Source organism: Priestia sp. 10L35, assembly GCF_056395685.1.
On sequence record NZ_JBFTKA010000005.1, the window covers coordinates 191,348 to 209,036 of the forward strand.

20 protein-coding genes are annotated in these 17,689 nt (G+C 37.1%); 9 read left to right on the forward strand and 11 right to left on the reverse strand.

The annotated features are described in order from the left end of the window. Nucleotides 1-237 precede the first annotated feature (237 nt). The 6 genes from AC1DEF_RS19225 (at nucleotide 238) to AC1DEF_RS19250 (ending at nucleotide 3,356) form a co-directional block, all read left to right on the forward strand. A complete protein-coding gene (locus AC1DEF_RS19225; protein WP_370881275.1) occupies nucleotides 238-438 on the forward strand; it encodes a YolD-like family protein in 201 nt (66 codons plus the stop codon). 148 nt (nucleotides 439-586) lie between these two features. After that, the gene (locus tag AC1DEF_RS19230; RefSeq protein ID WP_013081870.1) at nucleotides 587-805 is read left to right on the forward strand and encodes a helix-turn-helix transcriptional regulator; all 219 of its coding nucleotides are present in this window, start codon (nucleotides 587-589) and stop codon (nucleotides 803-805) included. After that, complete coding sequence (locus AC1DEF_RS19235; protein WP_013081869.1) at nucleotides 795-1,265, forward strand: DUF2178 domain-containing protein; 471 nt, start codon at nucleotides 795-797, stop codon at nucleotides 1,263-1,265. The genes AC1DEF_RS19230 and AC1DEF_RS19235 overlap by 11 nt, the downstream gene beginning before the upstream one ends. A 134-nt stretch (nucleotides 1,266-1,399) precedes the next feature. Continuing rightward, nucleotides 1,400-1,867 carry a hypothetical protein gene (locus tag AC1DEF_RS19240; RefSeq protein WP_318331002.1) on the forward strand — a complete coding sequence of 156 codons (468 nt, stop codon included), beginning with the start codon at nucleotides 1,400-1,402 and terminating at the stop codon, nucleotides 1,865-1,867. Nucleotides 1,868-1,879: 12 nt separating this feature from the next. After that, nucleotides 1,880-2,803, forward strand: coding sequence for an FAD:protein FMN transferase (locus AC1DEF_RS19245; RefSeq protein ID WP_097824259.1), 924 nt, complete (start codon nucleotides 1,880-1,882; stop codon nucleotides 2,801-2,803). Continuing rightward, nucleotides 2,778-3,356, forward strand: a complete 579-nt coding sequence (locus tag AC1DEF_RS19250) for a ferric reductase-like transmembrane domain-containing protein (protein WP_097824260.1) — start codon at nucleotides 2,778-2,780, stop codon at nucleotides 3,354-3,356. The genes AC1DEF_RS19245 and AC1DEF_RS19250 overlap by 26 nt, the downstream gene beginning before the upstream one ends. A 32-nt stretch (nucleotides 3,357-3,388) precedes the next feature. Here AC1DEF_RS19250 and gdh read toward each other — a convergent pair whose 3' ends face one another. The 4 genes from gdh to AC1DEF_RS19270 all read right to left on the reverse strand — a co-directional run bounded on the left by gdh (nucleotide 3,389) and on the right by AC1DEF_RS19270 (nucleotide 7,539). Further along, nucleotides 3,389-4,174, reverse strand: coding sequence for a glucose 1-dehydrogenase (gene gdh, locus AC1DEF_RS19255; protein WP_043980290.1), 786 nt, complete (start codon nucleotides 4,172-4,174; stop codon nucleotides 3,389-3,391). Between the two features lie 17 nt (nucleotides 4,175-4,191). Then, nucleotides 4,192-5,052, reverse strand: coding sequence for a RhaT/GlcU family sugar-proton symporter (locus AC1DEF_RS19260; RefSeq protein WP_028407570.1), 861 nt, complete (start codon nucleotides 5,050-5,052; stop codon nucleotides 4,192-4,194). Nucleotides 5,053-5,271: 219 nt separating this feature from the next. Then, nucleotides 5,272-5,958 carry a response regulator gene (locus AC1DEF_RS19265; protein WP_043980293.1) on the reverse strand — a complete coding sequence of 229 codons (687 nt, stop codon included), beginning with the start codon at nucleotides 5,956-5,958 and terminating at the stop codon, nucleotides 5,272-5,274. A 12-nt stretch (nucleotides 5,959-5,970) separates the two neighbouring features. Next, on the reverse strand, nucleotides 5,971-7,539 hold the full coding sequence (locus tag AC1DEF_RS19270) for an ATP-binding protein (RefSeq protein WP_097824261.1): 1,569 nt from the start codon (nucleotides 7,537-7,539) through the stop codon (nucleotides 5,971-5,973). 108 nt (nucleotides 7,540-7,647) lie between these two features. Here AC1DEF_RS19270 and AC1DEF_RS19275 point away from each other — a divergent pair, with 108 nt between their 5' ends. Both AC1DEF_RS19275 and AC1DEF_RS19280 read left to right on the forward strand, forming a co-directional pair. Beyond that, complete coding sequence (locus AC1DEF_RS19275) at nucleotides 7,648-8,706, forward strand: DctP family TRAP transporter solute-binding subunit (RefSeq protein WP_043980297.1); 1,059 nt, start codon at nucleotides 7,648-7,650, stop codon at nucleotides 8,704-8,706. A 146-nt stretch (nucleotides 8,707-8,852) separates the two neighbouring features. After that, nucleotides 8,853-10,121 carry a dicarboxylate/amino acid:cation symporter gene (locus AC1DEF_RS19280; RefSeq protein WP_013081860.1) on the forward strand — a complete coding sequence of 423 codons (1,269 nt, stop codon included), beginning with the start codon at nucleotides 8,853-8,855 and terminating at the stop codon, nucleotides 10,119-10,121. 75 nt (nucleotides 10,122-10,196) lie between these two features. Here the strand turns inward: AC1DEF_RS19280 and AC1DEF_RS19285 are convergent, their stop codons facing one another. Both AC1DEF_RS19285 and AC1DEF_RS19290 read right to left on the reverse strand, forming a co-directional pair. Next, nucleotides 10,197-10,334, reverse strand: coding sequence for a hypothetical protein (locus AC1DEF_RS19285; protein WP_165802478.1), 138 nt, complete (start codon nucleotides 10,332-10,334; stop codon nucleotides 10,197-10,199). Nucleotides 10,335-10,460: 126 nt separating this feature from the next. Then, nucleotides 10,461-11,126: a TerC family protein gene (locus tag AC1DEF_RS19290; protein WP_016763134.1), complete on the reverse strand. Its 666-nt coding sequence runs from the start codon at nucleotides 11,124-11,126 to the stop codon at nucleotides 10,461-10,463. A 375-nt stretch (nucleotides 11,127-11,501) separates the two neighbouring features. Here AC1DEF_RS19290 and AC1DEF_RS19295 point away from each other — a divergent pair, with 375 nt between their 5' ends. Then, on the forward strand, nucleotides 11,502-11,684 hold the full coding sequence (locus tag AC1DEF_RS19295; protein ID WP_013081858.1) for a YolD-like family protein: 183 nt from the start codon (nucleotides 11,502-11,504) through the stop codon (nucleotides 11,682-11,684). A gap of 158 nt (nucleotides 11,685-11,842) precedes the next feature. On the opposite strand, the gene bioA is transcribed toward AC1DEF_RS19295, so the two are convergent. The 5 genes from bioA to AC1DEF_RS19320 all read right to left on the reverse strand — a co-directional run bounded on the left by bioA (nucleotide 11,843) and on the right by AC1DEF_RS19320 (nucleotide 17,595). Continuing rightward, on the reverse strand, nucleotides 11,843-13,216 hold the full coding sequence (gene bioA, locus AC1DEF_RS19300; RefSeq protein WP_043980301.1) for an adenosylmethionine--8-amino-7-oxononanoate transaminase: 1,374 nt from the start codon (nucleotides 13,214-13,216) through the stop codon (nucleotides 11,843-11,845). Next, a complete protein-coding gene (gene bioD / locus AC1DEF_RS19305; RefSeq protein ID WP_013055537.1) occupies nucleotides 13,197-13,919 on the reverse strand; it encodes a dethiobiotin synthase in 723 nt (240 codons plus the stop codon). Before bioD ends, bioA begins: the two co-directional genes overlap by 20 nt. A gap of 30 nt (nucleotides 13,920-13,949) precedes the next feature. Beyond that, complete coding sequence (locus tag AC1DEF_RS19310; protein ID WP_028407561.1) at nucleotides 13,950-14,513, reverse strand: biotin transporter BioY; 564 nt, start codon at nucleotides 14,511-14,513, stop codon at nucleotides 13,950-13,952. 136 nt (nucleotides 14,514-14,649) lie between these two features. After that, nucleotides 14,650-16,086, reverse strand: coding sequence for an amino acid permease (locus AC1DEF_RS19315; protein ID WP_074893939.1), 1,437 nt, complete (start codon nucleotides 16,084-16,086; stop codon nucleotides 14,650-14,652). Nucleotides 16,087-16,401: 315 nt separating this feature from the next. After that, a complete protein-coding gene (locus AC1DEF_RS19320) occupies nucleotides 16,402-17,595 on the reverse strand; it encodes a NupC/NupG family nucleoside CNT transporter (protein ID WP_013055534.1) in 1,194 nt (397 codons plus the stop codon). Nucleotides 17,596-17,689 lie beyond the last annotated feature (94 nt).

A 17,689-nucleotide genomic window follows, 5' to 3' on the forward strand; every position in this document is an offset into this window, starting at 1 on the left:
CTACTAGTTTACCTAATACCCACAAATAAATAAACTAAAATCACCTTTTTTATCATAAAACCCCTTCTTCCCTCATATACTGTACTCTGTTGCAACACCCGTACTGCAAACTTGTGCATTTTTTCACAATTTATATACAAACTATTCTCATCTTGCTGTATAATAATAATTCTGCCTTGAGCATTCTCCACATTCTTATGCTTAAGCCACAGCTTTCTTTTCATAACAGATGCACACATGAAAGGAGATGAATTAATGATTTTAAAAGCGTTAAAGAAAAACAAACATGTAACCGTGAATTATTACGAAAATGGCCTGCTTCAAACCTTCAAAGGAAAAATCCAAAATTTAAACCTAACCGACCAAACCCTCTCCCTACGAGATGAAAAACAAAACATTTTTTCCATTCGTTTGTCTGGCATTAAAGAAATTTATTAACAAAAAAGATCCTGAAGAATTCTTCTAGGATCTTTTTTGTATTTTTTATCCATAAACTATTGAAAAATTATACAATTGGTGTTAAATTAACTTTACATAATGTTAAATAAACTTAACAAATTCATTAAAAAGACAGCGGGTGATCATATTGACTCTTATTAATCACGTAAAAGAGCTTAGAGCTAAACATGGATATACGCAAGGAGATTTAGCTGAAAAAGTTGGAGCCACTCGCCAAACCATTGCAGCTATTGAAAAGGGAAATTACGTTCCTTCCCTACTACTTGGTTTAACAATTTGTGATGTCTTTCAATTAAAAATGGAAGATGTTTTTACACTTCAAAAGGAGGAGAAAAATGTTGAGTAATGTTATTAAATCTTATTTGTTGAATGTAGTGTCCCTGTTGTGCGTAGGTTGGTTTTTATATGATTTTTTAAGCCTAAATATTCAATTTAGTGAAGTTATGACCGACCCTGAGCCTCCGTGGGAAATTACTATGTCTATAGGCTCTTTTGCTTCTTTAATTGTTCTTTTAATTGTCTCATTTTTTTACTACCGCGCGCGTAAAAAGACGAAGAACGTTTCGCCTTTATTATTTCCTTTTGAATTTGCAGAAGAAGATGAACGTGAAAAGATGATAACAGCAGAAGCTTGCAAAAAAGCCTTTGTTTTCCTCCTATTTTCTATTCCTATAGGTGCTATATTAATAGCTTTTTATCCGCTGTTACCTAATTCTTTTAGCTTCTATCCCATTGCCGTTCTTTTGCTTCTTTCTCTTGTACAGTTAACGGTTTATTACGTATCAATTAGTAAGATTTATCGGTGATTAAAAAAGGGTTGTTCTAAAAAGAACAACCCTTTTTTAATCTAATAATTCACTGAATTCCCCCACAAAAATAATCCGACCTACATCTATTTCACTATTTTTTCATTTTTTCTGTCTATATTGAACTATAACAATTGAACGATGTATGTTACCTTCCACTGCAGTTTTTCTTCAGTGTTCAGTTGCAAAATATGAAAGATAAAAGGAGCATATCAATGGCAGCTAATAAATGGACAAAATGGATGGTTGGTTTATCGAGCGTTGCTGCATTTACCACTTTTATAGGACTTTCTCAAAAATATGATCAAACAAATTCAACAGCTCCAGCACTAAATAACGATGCATCAGCCGATAATTCATCTCAAACTCAAACGGAAGATGAGACGGAGATATTTCCAGATTCAGGATCTGGTTCCAATACGAACAATGGAACTAACGGGCAAGATCAATGGTCAAATGACAGTTCTAGTGAGCAAAGTGATCAGTGGTCAGACGATGATTCAAGTAGCCAGCAAGATCAGTGGTCTAATGATGATGCCGGAAATAGTCAGGATAATTGGGGCAATAACGATGATTCTTCTATGCAATCAAGACCTTCTTAAGGATGTGATATAATGAGCTACTCATTTAAAGCAATGAATACCGAATTTAATGTATATGAGCTTGAAACACTTGTCAGCCAAAAAGTGGAGAGCTGGTGTTATCTTGTAGAAGAAACCCTAAGCCGCTTTCTTCCAACAAGCGAGCTTTCACAGCTTAATTCGCTGAACGGAAGATTATTTTTACCGTCAAAAATGTTGTATGAAGCTGTAAAAACAGCCTCTTACTATCACAATGAGACAAACGGGATTTTCAACCCATTTCTGTATCACTCTATTCAAACTCTAGGATATGACCAAAGCTTTGAACAACTGCCTAACAATCAGCTTCCTCAAGAAGTAGCAGCTTTTGATGCTGTTAACCCTATTATGATTCACAAAGGAATGAGAAGTATTCAGCTTGCTTCTAATGTCGGTCTGGATTTAGGCGGAATCGCAAAAGGTTGGAGCATTCAGCAAATGGCGAATCAATTAAAGAAAAAAGGAACTTCACTTGGTGCAATCGATGGAGGCGGTGATATTGTAACGTGGGGGCCTGCTAGCAAGCACCGGTCTATTGCGCTCTCTCATCCATTTGATTTATCAAAAAATCTCATGAGTATTAAAGTAAAGAGCAACAGCGGCATTGCCACAAGCAGTGTGGGCAAGCGATTGTGGAAAGTAAACGGACACACTCACCATCATATTATTGATGGCAGAATCAGCAAGCCTAGTTCATCAGAGCTTCTGCAAGTAACGGTTGTTTCAGAAGACTTGACCGTTTCTGAAGTCTATGCAAAATGCATGCTTATTCTCGGATGGGACGCTGGATTAAGATTAGCTAAAATGCATCACCCTTCTTTAGAGGTAATTGCGGTTACAAAAGAAGGCGAAGTGTTAATCGAAAAAAATGTGAAAGGTCAGGTATACCATTATGGCTACTCTCCTCGCGCAATTTAGTGCCCACTTTCCCGTTTGGAATACCATTCGGGCAGCCGGCTTAACTTCTTATTTGCTCATGTTTGTATCGGTTGCCGCTGGCATTTCTCACAGCTTTTCATTTTTTAAACCAAAACGAAAAAAACAGCTTTTGCTGGTTCATCAATCATCAGGGTGGTTCGGATTATTATTTGGCATGATTCACGGACTTGTTTTATCATTTGATCAATCGATTCATTTTTCACTTTCTGACATTTTAATTCCGTTCACTTCCGATTACAAACCAATTAGCACAGGTCTTGGTACTATTTCACTCTACATTTTATTCGTACTGATTATCACATCCGATTTTATAAAACAGCTGGGGAGAAAAACATGGAAAGCCATTCATTTTCTTGCTTTTCCAGGCTATTTGCTCGCACTGTATCACGGCATTACTTCTGGAACAGATACACAGCAACCGCTTATTCTTGGGATGTACAGCATCACTGGCTGCATCGTTTTGATTTTGCTTTTTTTACGACTTCAACACCAGTCAGCTACTAAGAACCAAAAAAAAGCTCAGGAAAACTAAAAAACGCACTCTATCATAGAGTGCGTTTTTTCTTATCCGCGTCCTGCTTGGAATGATGGGTACTGTGTCATACCACCGTCAGCAAAGAGTGTAATCCCTGTTACATAACTTGCCTCTGAAGAAGCTAGCCATGCAGCAACCGCTGCAATTTCTTCCGGCTCTCCAATGTATCCCATTGGAATCATGCTTTCTACATCTGCACGCTGCTCAGGATCAGCGAATTTCTCAGCGTTAATCGGTGTATTAATCGCTCCCGGTCCAATGTTATTTACACGAATACCTTTTGGAGCGTATTCTAATGCAAGTGTTTCGGTCATAAGCTTCATTCCGCCTTTACTTGCTGCGTAATGAACAAATAATGGCCAAGGAATTTTCTCGTGAACACTCGACATGTTAATAACTGTTCCCTTAATATCATTTTCCACAAAATATTTAATCGCTTCACGGCTGCCTAAAAATGCTCCCGTTAAGTTCGTATCAATGACTTTATTCCAATCGCTTAAAGACATTTCATGAGATGAAACCGGATTTTCCATTCCTGCGTTATTAATCATAACGTCTAACTTTCCAAATTCTTTAATAGCAGATTGAACTAAATTGATCACGTCAGACTCAACTGTTACGTCACCTTTAACGGCAATTGCCTCTCCGCCAACTTTTTTAATTTCTTCTAAAACGCTGTTAGCTTCTTCTTCTTTCGAACGATAATTCACAACTACCTTGGCTTTTTCTGTCGCAAAACGAATCGCCATTGATTTTCCCAAACCGGTAGATGAACCTGTTATGACAACTACTTTTCCTTCTAAATCTTTATACATTGTTAATACCCTCCTAGTTAGCTTTTGGCGAGTCCTAACATGACTCCTGCTATGATGATCAGTATAATTCCAATAATAATCCCAACTAGCTGACGCTTCGTTTTCTTCTCACCTAAAATAATGATCCCGCCTAATGTTGAAATGACGATTCCCATTTGGGAAAGCGAAAAGCTTGTCGCTACGCCTACTTTAGGTTGTGAGATGAATAAAAACATATTACCAGCGGCCCAAATAAGACCTGGGATAATGTTGCGAATTGCATATTTATTAAATGGCTTATGCTTAAACGTCAGCAATACTCCTCCAATAACCATACCAATCGCTTGAGGTAATAAAGCCGACCATCCGTCTACATTAAATAGACGGGCTACTACAACATAAACTAAATAACCAACGGTTGAAATTAATAAAATAACAATTCCTTTTTTGAAGTTTCCTTTTCCTTCTTCAGCCTCTTTCTCTTCTTTGCTTTGAAGTGATGCTAAAACAATCCCTACAATAATAAAGATAAGAGCTAGCACACCAAGAATGATTGAAGTTTTTGTAGACCACTCGTGAAACACAATTACTCCAAATAATGAAGTGGAAACTAACTGAAGCCCAGTTGAAATAGGCATCGTTTTAGAAACTCCAATTAAATCAATACTTTTCAGCTGATTACTTTGTCCAACTGCCCAAAATAGCCCCGATACAACTCCAACCCCAAAGATTAAAGGTGTAAGCGTAGGGTGTACAAAAATATAAATACCGATGGAGAAAATCAAAGCTCCCAATGTGGTTCCAAGCGTTTGACTATAAGGTCCTCCGCCTAGTTTCACATTGAAAAGCACAATACTTCCCCAAAATATGGCTGGTAAGACAGCTAAAAATATGTCCATGTTTCAAAACCTTCCTGTGCTAAAATTAAATGTCAAAGTGCATATTCCCCAATTTTTCCGCCATTAATCCTTTTTCAGGGACATTTTATGAATTAATGACCGCACGAAATATTCTTTGGATAGCGAAAACTGTATACCTTAATTTGTTCTAGGAGAGAAAAAGATATACTTTCTAACGCAAAAAAACAGCTTTTCCAAATAAAAGCTGTTCTGTATCATTTAATTTATTTTTAACATATAGCGATTAATAGGTCTCCCCACTCTGCCGTATTCAACTGATAATTTCAGCTCGTTTTCCTGTTCTAAAAACTCTAAATACCTTCTTGCTGTAACACGCGCAATTCCTACACCGTCCGCTACTTCTTCAGCAGAAATTGGATGATTTTGTTCGGAAAGATATTGTTGTATCCTCCTTAGCGTAACCGCATTTAGCCCTTTTGGAAGCAAATCGGCTTTTTCTTCGAATTGCTGAAACAGCATAGAATCTAATTCAGACTGAGTAATATGTTCTTTTTGACTTATTTTAACTTGAAACGAACGATACTGCTCAAGTGCTTGCTTCATTCGTTCAAACTTGAACGGTTTCATAATATAATCCACAGCGCCATATTGAAGAACTTTGCGTACGGTTTCAATATCACTTGCAGCCGTAACTGCTATCACGTCTGTTTTATAGCCATTTGCTCGAATTTGCTGTAAGGTAGTTAAGCCATCTTGACTAGGCATATACATATCAATAATCGTTAAATCAGGCTGATGTTTTTTAATGAGCTGTACCCCCTCTAAACCATTCGAAGCTGCAGCGATGACGATGAACCCTTCAACTTGTTCAATAAATTGGCGGTTCACTTCTTGTACCATAGGATCGTCTTCTATGAGAAGCACGGTCCATTCTTTTTTATTCATTTCCCACTCCCCCTATAAAAAGAATGTAATGATAAAAGTCGTTCCAACATCTAATTCTGACTCTACTTCGATCTGACCGTTTCCTTTTTCAACAATTTGTTTTACTAAATGCAAGCCAATTCCTCTATTTTCCTTTGCTTTGGTTGAAAAACCTTCATCAAAGATTCTCGCTACTTGATCCTCATTCATACCACACCCGTTATCTTCAACTAATATAGAAAGAATGCCGTCATTTTGTTCCATACTTATATAGATCTTCCGTTCACGACGCTCCATATGTTGATACGAATCAAAAGCGTTCTCAATTAAGTTACCAATAATAATCACAAAATCATGATGATCTAAGTAAGGAGGAAATGAGTGAAGCTCGCTGTGGCGATCGATAGCTAACTCAATTCCAAGTTCTTTGGCACGGCTGACTTTGCTCAACAGCAATCCCGATATACTTTCATCTTTAATATGCTTATGAAGAAATTGGGTGAGCTCTTCTTGCTGTTCAGACACTTGAAAAACATACTGAAGAGCCTTGTCTTTATTTCCAAGTTGGATAAGCCCTGCAATCGTATGAAGTTTATTCATGTATTCATGGTTTTGAACTCTAAGAGCGCTTACAAATGATTTAACTCCTGTTAACTCTTCAGCTAATTTTTTAACTTCCGTTCTGTCTTGAAAAATAGCGACCGCACCGACTGTGTGATTATTAACTTTAATCGGCACACGATTGCTTAAAATATTCAAATTTCGAACTTGAAGCTCTCGATTATAAACAGGCTGATTAAGCTGCAGAATTTCTGGAAGCCTTGTATCTGGAATCACATCATAGATCTTTTTTCCAATTACTTCATCGGGTACCTCCATCATAATTTTCGCTTTATGATTAAAAATAGTGATGTTCTCCTCTTTATCAATGGCAATGACTCCTTCATGCATGGCATTAAAGGTCTCCGTTCGTTCTACGAACAAACGAGCAATTTCATGAGGTTCAAGCTCAAACATCTCTTTTTTGATACGAGATGCAAGCGCCCACGCTCCCCATCCTCCAAAAAAAAGAGCAAGACCTGAGATAAGAAAGATTTCTTTTTTTAAACTTAAAATGACCTCTGTAAATTTCGGAAGAAGATAGCCTGAGACAACCACTCCTACTTGTTCATGCTGATCGTTTACAACGGGCACAAAAGAGCGAATGACCATTCCGCCTTCTCCTTTTGCTTTATCGGTATAGGTATGTTCTGCAAACGCCTGTCCCTCATCATCTCCTTTAGAGATTTCTCCAATCATGCTTTGCAAAGGGTGAGACAAACGTTCATGATTCATATTCATAACCACTACATAATAAGCACCGTGAATAATGCGAATCGGCTCTACAATTTGATTAATGTTCTTACTATCTTTTTCAATTTTTTCTCGAATTTCAGGCATTTCAGCAACTGTTCTCGAAGTGATTAAAGCCCTCTGCTCTAAATCATTTTCTTTTGACTGTACAAAATTATTAATCACCACGATACTTGCTAAAAACAACGAAAAGGCCACGATAAAAAAGATTAACCCCGTCATTTTCGTTTGCATCGATAAGCGCATCATAGCGGAACACCTACTGCTGATTGAAGTTTATTTTAATTTTACCACGTTGAGAAATTGCGTGTTAGAATATTTGTAGAGAAAAATTATTGAATCGCGGGGTTGGACATTTTGAAGATGTTTATAGGGGCAAGTATCATTGTTAGCGTTTTCTTGATGATCTATGTTTTTTTGCAGTATACGGTTATAAATCAGGATAATGTGTATCATGACGATGAGCAAAAAGGATTAAATAAGCAAATTGTGATTAATTTTAGCCACGTGGTAGCTGAAAATACTCCAAAAGGCTTAGCCGCTCAAAAATTTGCTGAAATCGTTAATCAAAAATCGGATGGTAAAGTTAAAATTGAAGTATATTCAAACGGCGTATTGTATTCAGACGACGAAGAACTTGCCGCCCTTCGCCGAAATGATGTACAAATGATTGCACCTTCCATTTCAAAGCTAAGCGACCTCTCCCCTACGTGGCAGCTTTTTGATCTTCCCTTCATTTTCGATGATTACAGCGAAGCAAAACAAGTGTTTACCGGTAAAATCGGACAGGATTTGTTGAGTACGCTGCAAGAGAAAAACATTAAAGGGCTTGCTTTATGGAGCAACGGCTTTAAACAAATGACTAGCAATACGAAACCTTTGCTCCATCCAGCAGATTTTCAAGGTCAAACGTTTCGCATTATGCCAAGTGAAGTAATCAAAAAACAATTCGAACTTCTTGGCGCCAAGCCTCAGGCTGTCTCGTTTAATAAAGTATATCAATCCCTTGAACGACAGGAATTTGATGGACAGGAAAATACCATTTCTAATATTTATTCAAAACGTTTGTACGAGCTGCAAAAATATATGACCATCAGCAACCATGGATACTTGGGCTACGCTGTTTTAATGGATGAAAAGTATTGGGACAGCCTCCCTGAAGATGTAAAACAACTATTAAGTGATGCAATGGTAGAAACAACTAACTGGATTTGGACTCAATCAAAAATGATGAACGATGAACAGCTGCAGCAAATAAAAAATAAGTCTGGCATGCGCGTTTATTACTTAAATGATTTACAAAAATCCGAATGGAAAAAACAGTTTAGCTCTCTTTATCAATCGTTTGAAAACAATGCAACAAAACAAACGCTTGATATCATTCAACAAATAAAAAATATCGAAAGCAAAAAGTGATGACTATATGTTCATCACTTTTTTTGACCAAAATGACCAAAAAGAACATTATCACCAGAAATATAAATAGTTAAAATTATCAGTTAATATAAGGATAAGAATAATGTAAGCGTTAACAAAAAACATTCTCGAAAGGAGCATTACGTATGAAATTAAGTTTTAAAAATCTAACTGTTCAAGTTGTTATCGGTATCCTTCTCGGTATTGCAATTGGCTTCATGTTTCCTGAATTTGGAGCCAAATTAAAAGTATTGGCTGATATCTTCATTAAATTAATTAAGATGGTAATTGCCCCAATTATTTTCTTAACAGTGGTCATCGGTATCGGAAGCATGGGAGATTTAAAGAAAGTGGGACGAATTGGAGGTAAAGCTCTTTTATACTTTGAGATTGTCACTACTTTTGCCTTAGCAATTGGAATTATCGTTGTAAACTTTATCAAACCTGGGGCTGGCTTTAATATCAATGGCGCAAGCGGAGCTGATGTTACTCAATATACGCAGCAAGCAGCTGAAGCGGAGCATGGCTTTATGGAGTTTATCATGGGAATTATTCCAGACAGCGTATTTGGCGCAATGGCAAATGGTGAATTATTGCCAATCTTATTCTTTGCCGTACTATTTGGAATGGCTACAGCTACACTCGGCGAAAAAGCGGCTCCTGTCATTACATTCTTTGAACGCTGTACAGATATTTTCTTTGGCATTGTTAATATGATTATGAAACTTTCACCTATTGCGGCGTTTGGAGCGATGGCTTATACGATCGGTAACTTTGGAATAGGCTCTCTTCAAAAACTCGGTTTCTTAATGGGATCTGTTTACATTACTATGTTCTTATTTATTGTATTTGTACTTGGAACCATTGCTAAGATTTATGGATTTAATATTTTTAAATTCATTGCTTTTATTAAAGAAGAAATTCTACTTGTATTAGGTACGTCTTCTTCGGAATCTGCACTGCCAAAAATGATGGACAAAATGGAGAAGTACGGATGTTCAAAATCTGTAGTAGGACTTGTCATTCCAACTGGTTACTCATTTAACCTAGATGGAACAGCAATCTACTTATCCATGGCTGCTATCTTTATCGCTCAAGCGTATGGAGTCGATCTGTCGTTAATGCAAGAGATTACGCTACTTGGTATTTTAATGCTAACGTCTAAAGGAGCTGCCGGAGTTACTGGCTCTGGATTTATTACACTAGCAGCTACGCTTGCTGCATTTCCGATGATTCCAGTTGAAGGAATCGCGCTGTTAATTGGGGTAGACCGCTTTATGTCGGAAGCTCGTGCCATTACAAACTTAATTGGAAATGGTGTAGCAACTGTAGTTGTATCGAAAATGGAAAATGAATTTCATCCTCCTGTAGAAACAGTACAAGATGTTAATTCCGCACCTCCATTAGCTAAGTAATAAAAAAAGAAGTTGAGACATAGCGAAATGAATCCAATCTAAAGACGAATAAATGGGATACATGAGCTGAACCGCTTATGACACCGCAGTTGATTTCCGTACAAGACTTCGCTTTCCGCGGGCGGCCGATGAGCCTCCTCGTCGCGTACGCTCCTGTGGGGTCTCATCTGTTCCGCTTTTCCCGCAGGAGTCTTCGCCTTGTCCTCCAATCAACTGCTAGAAGGATCTAAACAAATGAAGCCTACGTTCACCACAAAAAAACGAACCACTAATCAAAATTGATTAGTGGTTCGTTTTTCACTTCATCTTAAATACTTTTGTCCCAAACTTTTTTTAGGATTAATGCGTTTCTTTTTTAGAACGTCCGCTAAGTTTCCCAACAACCACAACTAAAATAGCTAACAAAATAGGAATAATCGTATGCAAATGCGGATTCAACCCTTCTAATACGTGTCCCACCGCTTTGTCTTTAAAGATCATTTCACCAGCAGTATAGCCAAGAAGCGCTGCTCCGGCAATGATGATAATCGGGAATTTTTCCATAATTTTCATTAAAAGCTGACTTCCCCAAATGATTAACGGAATGCTGATAACAAGACCAAGGATAATGAGTAGAATATTGCCGTTAGCCGCACCCGCAACCGCTACTACGTTATCTAAACTCATAACAAGATCCGCTATAATAATTGTTTTAATAGCACCTGCTAGAGTTGAATTCGCTTTAATATCTCCATCATCTTCACCTTTTAAAAGACTAATAGCAATCCATAGAAGAAGCAGGCCTCCGATGAAATTTAAAAATGGAATTGTTAATAAATATACAGCGACAAATGTTAGCCCTACACGTAGTACAACCGCTCCTAATGTACCGAAAACAACCGCTTTGTTTCGATGCTCGTCCGGAAGATTCCGACAAGCTAAAGCAATCACGACTGCGTTATCGCCACTCAGTACAATGTTAATCAGTAAAATTTCTAAAAGATTTAAAATAAAACTCTGATCCATAAAAAAACTCCTTGATTGATTTTTATTAGCCTATTTCTCTATCTCTTATTTCATTACTAGAAATAGAGAACTAAAACTCTATCAACATAACCCGTTCTTACCCTTTAATGGAGAGAAGTAGTTATTTCACTAACAGTATTTTATCACTAAAAAGAAATTTGAAATAGGTATTTGTAAAGGAAAAGTCAGTTCATTACAATAAATCAAACCTTATCCTTTATCTTTCATCTATTTTTCACCATCACTCTCTACTATTAATAGCAGGAGAGCATTTATAAAAAATAGAGTGACTTTATAAATAATACAAGCCTCCAATGCTTCTTCGTTATTTTGTAGTTTTTCGTCAGCTACGATATAAGAAAGGAGAAAATAGGTATGATTTTAAAAGCGCTAAAAACAAATAAATTATTAACTATTAACTATCAAAACAACGGTTTTGTTCAAACAGTAAAAGGTTATATTCAAAACTTAAACTTACTCGAACAAACTCTTCTATTAAAAGATGAAAATCAGCATGTACGATCACTTCGCCTATCAAGTATTAAAAATATTTATTGATAAAAAAAAGAAGAGATTGAGAGATAACTACACCAATCAACCGCTAGAAGCAGCTAAATAGAGTACATTCACGTTACCATAACCATAAAAAGATCCGAACGCTTTATCGTTCGGATCTTTTTTTAACATAAAATACTTTTGTCCTATCATCTTTTTATTTAACTCACTGTATGACGTGCAATTACTTCTTTAATTGATTCATATACAATTTCAACCATTGTTTTTAATTCTTCGTTTGTCATTGAAAGAATAGGCATCATCGTAATCACAGGACCTAGCTCTCTAATAATTAAACCTTTTTGGCGAGCCGCTAAAATGATGTCTCCCATCACTTTTTTATCTTCAAAAATAGACTTTGTTTGGCGGTCTTTCACAACTTCGATTCCTGCCATTAATCCTCTTTGTCTAATGTCTCCCACGTTAGGCAGCTCATAAAGCTTTAATAGATAACGTTTAAAAACTTTTTCCTTTTCTTTTACACTACGGATTAATTCTCTTTCTTCTATCAGTTCAATATTTCTAAGCGCTACTGTACAGGCTAATTGATTTCCCGTATACGTATGTCCATGAAAGAAGGTTTTATTTTCATCTGGATGAGCTAAAAAAGCATTAAATATCTTTTCGCTTGTTAACGTAGCCGCAAGCGGCATATACCCTCCTGTTATCCCTTTTCCTACACACATAATATCCGGTACAACATCTTCTTGTTCACATGCAAACAGCGTTCCTGTTCGTCCAAATCCAACTGCTACTTCGTCACAAATCAGCAATACCCCGTACGCTTTGCACAGCAGCTCTACTTGTTTTAAAAAACCGGGAGGATGTGTAATAATACCCGCTGCTCCTTGCACAAGCGGTTCAATAATCAACCCAGCTACTTCTTCCCCTTTGTTCTGCAAGAGCTTCTCTAGCTGGTGAATACAGTAAGCTGAAGCTTGCTCTTCCGTTTCAAATCCTTCCATACGGTAAGTATAAGGAGAAGGTGTGGGAATTCGTTCAAACAGCAAAGGCTTAAAGATGCGATGAAATAAATCCATGCCTCCCACACTGACTGCCCCAATTGTATCTCCGTGATATGCCTCATTCAATGAGATAAATTTACTTTTGTTTTTGTACTTTACAGAGTCGAGATTTTGCCAATATTGATAGGCAATTTTCAACGCAATTTCGACAGCGGCGGAGCCTGTATCAGAGTAGAAGACTTTCGATAAGCTGCCAGGAGTAATTTCCGCTAACTTTTTGGCTAACAAAATAGATGGAACGTTTGCGGATCCAAGCAGCGTAGAATGCGCTAATTTTTCCACTTGTATATGTAAAGCTGTATTTAATTCCGGATCATTATGTCCATGCACGTTCACCCATAGAGAAGCGTATCCGTCTAAATATTTGTTTCCCTCTACATCATATAAATAGCTTCCTTCTCCTCTTTCAATAATAAGAGGATTTGATTGACGGTAAGCTTTCATTTGCGTAAACGGATGCCATACATATTCTTTATCCCATTTCTCCAGCTCAGCTTTTTGATACGGCACAGTCAAACACCTCCTGAATATGTTGAATAACACTTTTTTGCCTCATCATTTTCTCAATATATGCATCTAACTCTTCATCGATATGTGTGAATACTGGAACGGTCATTAAAGATGATATTTGAAGCAGCTTTTCAATCGTTCGAACATTATCGTTATGAATGATACTGCTGTGATTAAAACGATTAAAAATGAGTCCGTTGATTTTAAGGTGATGCTCACTTGCATATGAAAAGGTAGAAAGCGCATCGTGAATAGCTCCTAATCCCGTTGTTCCAACAGCAATAACCGGCATTTGTGCATCTATGATCAAATCTTTTGTCATATAGAACGTTGTTTCCTCCTCAATTAAAGGTACGGCAAGGCCTCCTGCTCCTTCCACGAGCACTACATCAAATTTCTTTTTTAATTCATTAATGCGTTTTAAGACGATTGAAGGCTCTACTTGCTTGTTGCTCAGTGCAATAGCCAAATGAGGAGACGTCTCCGGCTTTAACTGATAAATACCCGTATCTGCTACTCCGAGCCTTGTTTCAAACCAGTGAATATCCGGATAACCTCCAATTTCGTCTTGGTAGCCGGTTTGAAATGGTTTGCAAATTGTCGTTTTTATTCCTAGACGACCAAGTACTTTATACAAAATACTTGTAACCAGGGTTTTTCCAATATCTGTTCCAGTTCCCGTAATAAAATACGCTTTGCCCATTTTTTTCTCTCCTTTTTTTCTATGTCTTAGTTACCCCGCTTTGACCCGCTTTGATGACAAACGACTAAATTGAGGCTGCATTCGGTGAATCAGCACTGAACATAAAATACATAACAAAAGATCTCCAGGCATTGGCAAAACAGCTCCAAAAAGAAGTGTATCACTCAGTGAAAGAGGCTTTTCAATTATCCATTTCATTGCTCCGTAAAGCCAGAAGCAGCCGACTGCGTACACAATAGCTAACGTAGATAAATTAGCTAAAAAAATAGAAAAAGGTTTCTTTAAGTCATATTTTTGAATAAGGTAGCCGTTCATAAATGCACCCATAGCATAGCCAATTAAATAGCCAAACGTTGGTTTGAAGATATACCCTAAACCTCCTCCTTCTGCAAAAACCGGAACACCGATTAACCCAATACCTATGTAGCATAGCTGACTATACAAACCTAAACGCGGACCTAACAGCGCACCGGCTAAATAAACAGGAACAATTTGAAGAGTAAACGGTATGTAGGGAATAGGAATTTTTATAAATGCACCAATCGCCGTTAAAGCTGCAAATAAGGAAACATACGCCATTGTTTTCGGTTTCATATTCACCCTCCTTTCTCTTGTCGTTGCTTTAAGTTTGCAATAATTTCTTTTTATTTGTCAACTTAATTTTATTTTAAGTTTACAAATAAACAATAAAAAAAGACGCAAAAACCTGGGCTTTTGCGTCTTTTGATTTTTATAAAATTACTTTTTTGTCGTCTTTAAGCTGCACTTCTTGACGGCTGATAGATAAATCAACTTTCTTTTTTACACGTGCGTGATAATAAGCATAAAACAGCAGCGCTAGTGGAATACCGACATACAGTGCCATTCGCTGTTCTGCATCAAATGCCATGCTTCCCAATACGATTGTATTTAATACTAATGCGATTAAAGGTAATAATGGGTAAAGAGGGACTTTAAATTTTAAATCCTCGATTTGCCCTCCTTGATTTATATATCTTTTTCTAAATGCAAGCAGTGATGCAGCAATGGTAATCCAGCCAATTTGTGCACCTAAACCCGCTGCAGAAATGAGCCATACAAATACTGTTTCTTGAGCAAAGAATCCTGAAAGTAAAGATAAAAGCGCAATGCCTAATGTTAAAAGCAGGGCATTCATCGGCACACCGCGTTTATTTACTTTCATGAAAGCTGAACTTGCCATGTTATCTTTTGACAATGAATACAGCATACGCGTTGCTGCATAAAGACCTGAGTTAGCTACAGATAACAGTGCCGTTAGGATAACAAAGTTCATAATATCTGCTGCATATGGAATACCAATTTGGTCAAATACAACAACAAATGGACTCTCAACTACACCTGCTTTTTCAAGCGGAATCATACCCGCTAAGACAGCTACAGCTAGTACAAAAAATACAAGCGTTCTCCATACCGTTTGTTTAATTGCTCTTGGTACAGTCTTGTCTGGGTTTTCACTTTCCCCAGCCGCTACACCAATAAGCTCCGTGCCTTGGAATGAAAAGTTAACTGTAATCATGGTAATCAACACGGCACTAATTCCGTGAGGAAACACACCGTGAGCTGTATAATTAGAGAAAAGCGGTGCGCTGTCTCCATTACTTAATGGAAGAAAACCAAACATAGCAGCTCCACCAAGCACGATAAATAAAATAATAGCTAACACTTTAATGCTGGCAAACCAAAACTCCGCTTCACCAAACGCTTTAGCTGACAGTGCATTTAATGAGAATAATAAAAGGGCAAATATAGCACACCAGATCCATACAGGAGAATCAGGAAACCATCTTTGCATAAGCTGACCTGCTGACAAAAATTCTAATGCAACCGTTACAGCCCAGCCCAACCAATATAACCATCCAAAAGCGAAACCAACACCAGGGCCAATAAATTTTGTTGTATATGTCTGAAACGAACCGGAAACTGGCATTGCTACTGCAAGTTCCCCTAAGCAAAGCATTGTTAAGTACATAATGAAGCCACCTACGATAAACGAAAGGATAGCTCCAATCGCTCCTGCTTGGCTAATCGTGTATCCTGTTCCTAAAAAGAAACCTGTACCGATAACCCCGCCGAGCGAAATCATAAACAAATGTCTGCTTTTCATCGTCTTTTTTAATTCATTTGTTTGCTGTTGTCCTTCTATCATATTAACGACATTTCCTTTCAACCTATTTATTACGAGATATTACCTAGAAAAAAATTAATAAACCTTTGTTTTCTATGCATATTTACTTACATATTTATGCGGTGTTCTCAATTTAAATGAAACAGCCTTTTGTAATCTTAACATAATGCTCACTAGATTTAAAATGTTTTTCTGCAAAAGTAAAATGAATTTTTCTTGAATAGTGTGATTTTCTTTTACTGTGGATATTCATAACCATTTTTCTGCAAATGAATAGGTGATGCAACAAGAAAAAAGCTGTGCTTTCTAAGACGAAAGCACAGCTTTTTTAACTTTTTACCAAACAAACAATCCAACAATCATAGCACTTAATAACGAAACAGCGATACCGCTCACAAGCAGTTTCCATACGTTTTTTCCAATAATCGTCGATTTACCTTCTGATAACGTAGAATTATACGTCCCATAAATCATACCCACCGTACTGAAGTTAGCAAAAGATGTTAAGAATGTTGTAGCAACTGCAATCGTATGCGGTGGAAGTGTATCTAGATTTTTCTTCAAATCCATCATTGCCACGAATTCATTTGTTGCTAGCTTGATACCCATCAGCTGAGCTACGTACATTGCATCATGTCCCGTTAGCCCTAGTAAAAATGCGAATGGACTAAAGATATAAGAGAAAATCTTTTGTACAGTCAAGCCGTCTACGATAACGCCTAAAATACCGTTAAGCGCAGATGTAAGAGCTACATATCCAATAACCATCGCTAAAATAACAATAACCATGTTCATTCCGACTAACATACTGTTTGAAATGGTAGAGAAAAAGTCTTTTTTCTCCGACTTTGGCGGTACGTAAATCATATCTTCTTCTTTTGTAACATGAACTGGATTCAATAAGCTCACTAAAATAAGCGCGTTTAAACAGTTCAGTGGAATTGCTGTAAACACGTACGTAGCGGGAACCATCGTTAAATAAGCACCGATAATAGATCCGCTAATACTGCTCATACTCATAATTCCAAACGTAAGCAAACGGTTGTCTTTTAACACAGAAAGCTGATTACGAATAACCGCTAATGCTTCCGTATTTCCTAAAAACATCATTTGAATAGCGAAAAAGCTTTCTAATTTAGGCAAACGAGAAACTTTCGAAATGACCCAGCCTACTTTATCAATAATCCACGTTAAAATACCAAAGTAAGATAAAATATCAAAAAATGTCACGACAAAGATGATAGGCAGTAATGCACTGAAGAAAAAGTCAACCGTTTCATTTCCCATTACGGATGGGAACGCAAAAGCAATTCCATCGTTAGCACAGGAAATTAGCCAAGTAAAGAACGAAGCAATCTTATTAATAATCCATGTTCCAATTGAAGTTCCTAACATAAACCAAGTAATGAGGACTTCAACGACTAGCAGTGAAGCAATTGGACGCCACTTTATCTCTTTCTTTTTAGGAGAACATAAAAAGACGACACCCATTACGACAAAAACGCCTAATAAATTTAATAAAAAGTACATGCAAGCCACTCCCAGGTGTGTATTTGAAAAACAAAAAAGCTCTTACTTTTCATAAATTCTGACAATAACAGAAAGTATGAAAAGTAAGAGCTTT

Excerpts from the sequence above, each read along its gene's own strand:
- AC1DEF_RS19235 (WP_013081869.1), top strand. The coding sequence starts at position 795 with ATGTTGAGTAATGTTATTAAATCTTATTTGTTGAATGTAGTGTCCCTG.
- AC1DEF_RS19295 (WP_013081858.1), top strand. The coding sequence starts at position 11,502 with ATGATTTTAAAAGCGCTAAAAACAAATAAATTATTAACTATTAACTAT.
- AC1DEF_RS19310 (WP_028407561.1), bottom strand. The coding sequence starts at position 14,513 with ATGAAACCGAAAACAATGGCGTATGTTTCCTTATTTGCAGCTTTAACG.
- AC1DEF_RS19245 (WP_097824259.1), top strand. The coding sequence starts at position 1,880 with ATGAGCTACTCATTTAAAGCAATGAATACCGAATTTAATGTATATGAG.
- AC1DEF_RS19320 (WP_013055534.1), bottom strand. The coding sequence starts at position 17,595 with ATGTACTTTTTATTAAATTTATTAGGCGTTTTTGTCGTAATGGGTGTC.
- AC1DEF_RS19225 (WP_370881275.1), top strand. The coding sequence starts at position 238 with ATGAAAGGAGATGAATTAATGATTTTAAAAGCGTTAAAGAAAAACAAA.
- bioD (WP_013055537.1), bottom strand. The coding sequence starts at position 13,919 with ATGGGCAAAGCGTATTTTATTACGGGAACTGGAACAGATATTGGAAAA.
- AC1DEF_RS19290 (WP_016763134.1), bottom strand. The coding sequence starts at position 11,126 with ATGGATCAGAGTTTTATTTTAAATCTTTTAGAAATTTTACTGATTAAC.
- AC1DEF_RS19270 (WP_097824261.1), bottom strand. The coding sequence starts at position 7,539 with ATGATGCGCTTATCGATGCAAACGAAAATGACGGGGTTAATCTTTTTT.
- AC1DEF_RS19260 (WP_028407570.1), bottom strand. The coding sequence starts at position 5,052 with ATGGACATATTTTTAGCTGTCTTACCAGCCATATTTTGGGGAAGTATT.
- AC1DEF_RS19315 (WP_074893939.1), bottom strand. The coding sequence starts at position 16,086 with ATGATAGAAGGACAACAGCAAACAAATGAATTAAAAAAGACGATGAAA.
- AC1DEF_RS19250 (WP_097824260.1), top strand. The coding sequence starts at position 2,778 with ATGGCTACTCTCCTCGCGCAATTTAGTGCCCACTTTCCCGTTTGGAAT.
- AC1DEF_RS19265 (WP_043980293.1), bottom strand. The coding sequence starts at position 5,958 with ATGAATAAAAAAGAATGGACCGTGCTTCTCATAGAAGACGATCCTATG.
- gdh (WP_043980290.1), bottom strand. The coding sequence starts at position 4,174 with ATGTATAAAGATTTAGAAGGAAAAGTAGTTGTCATAACAGGTTCATCT.
- AC1DEF_RS19280 (WP_013081860.1), top strand. The coding sequence starts at position 8,853 with ATGAAATTAAGTTTTAAAAATCTAACTGTTCAAGTTGTTATCGGTATC.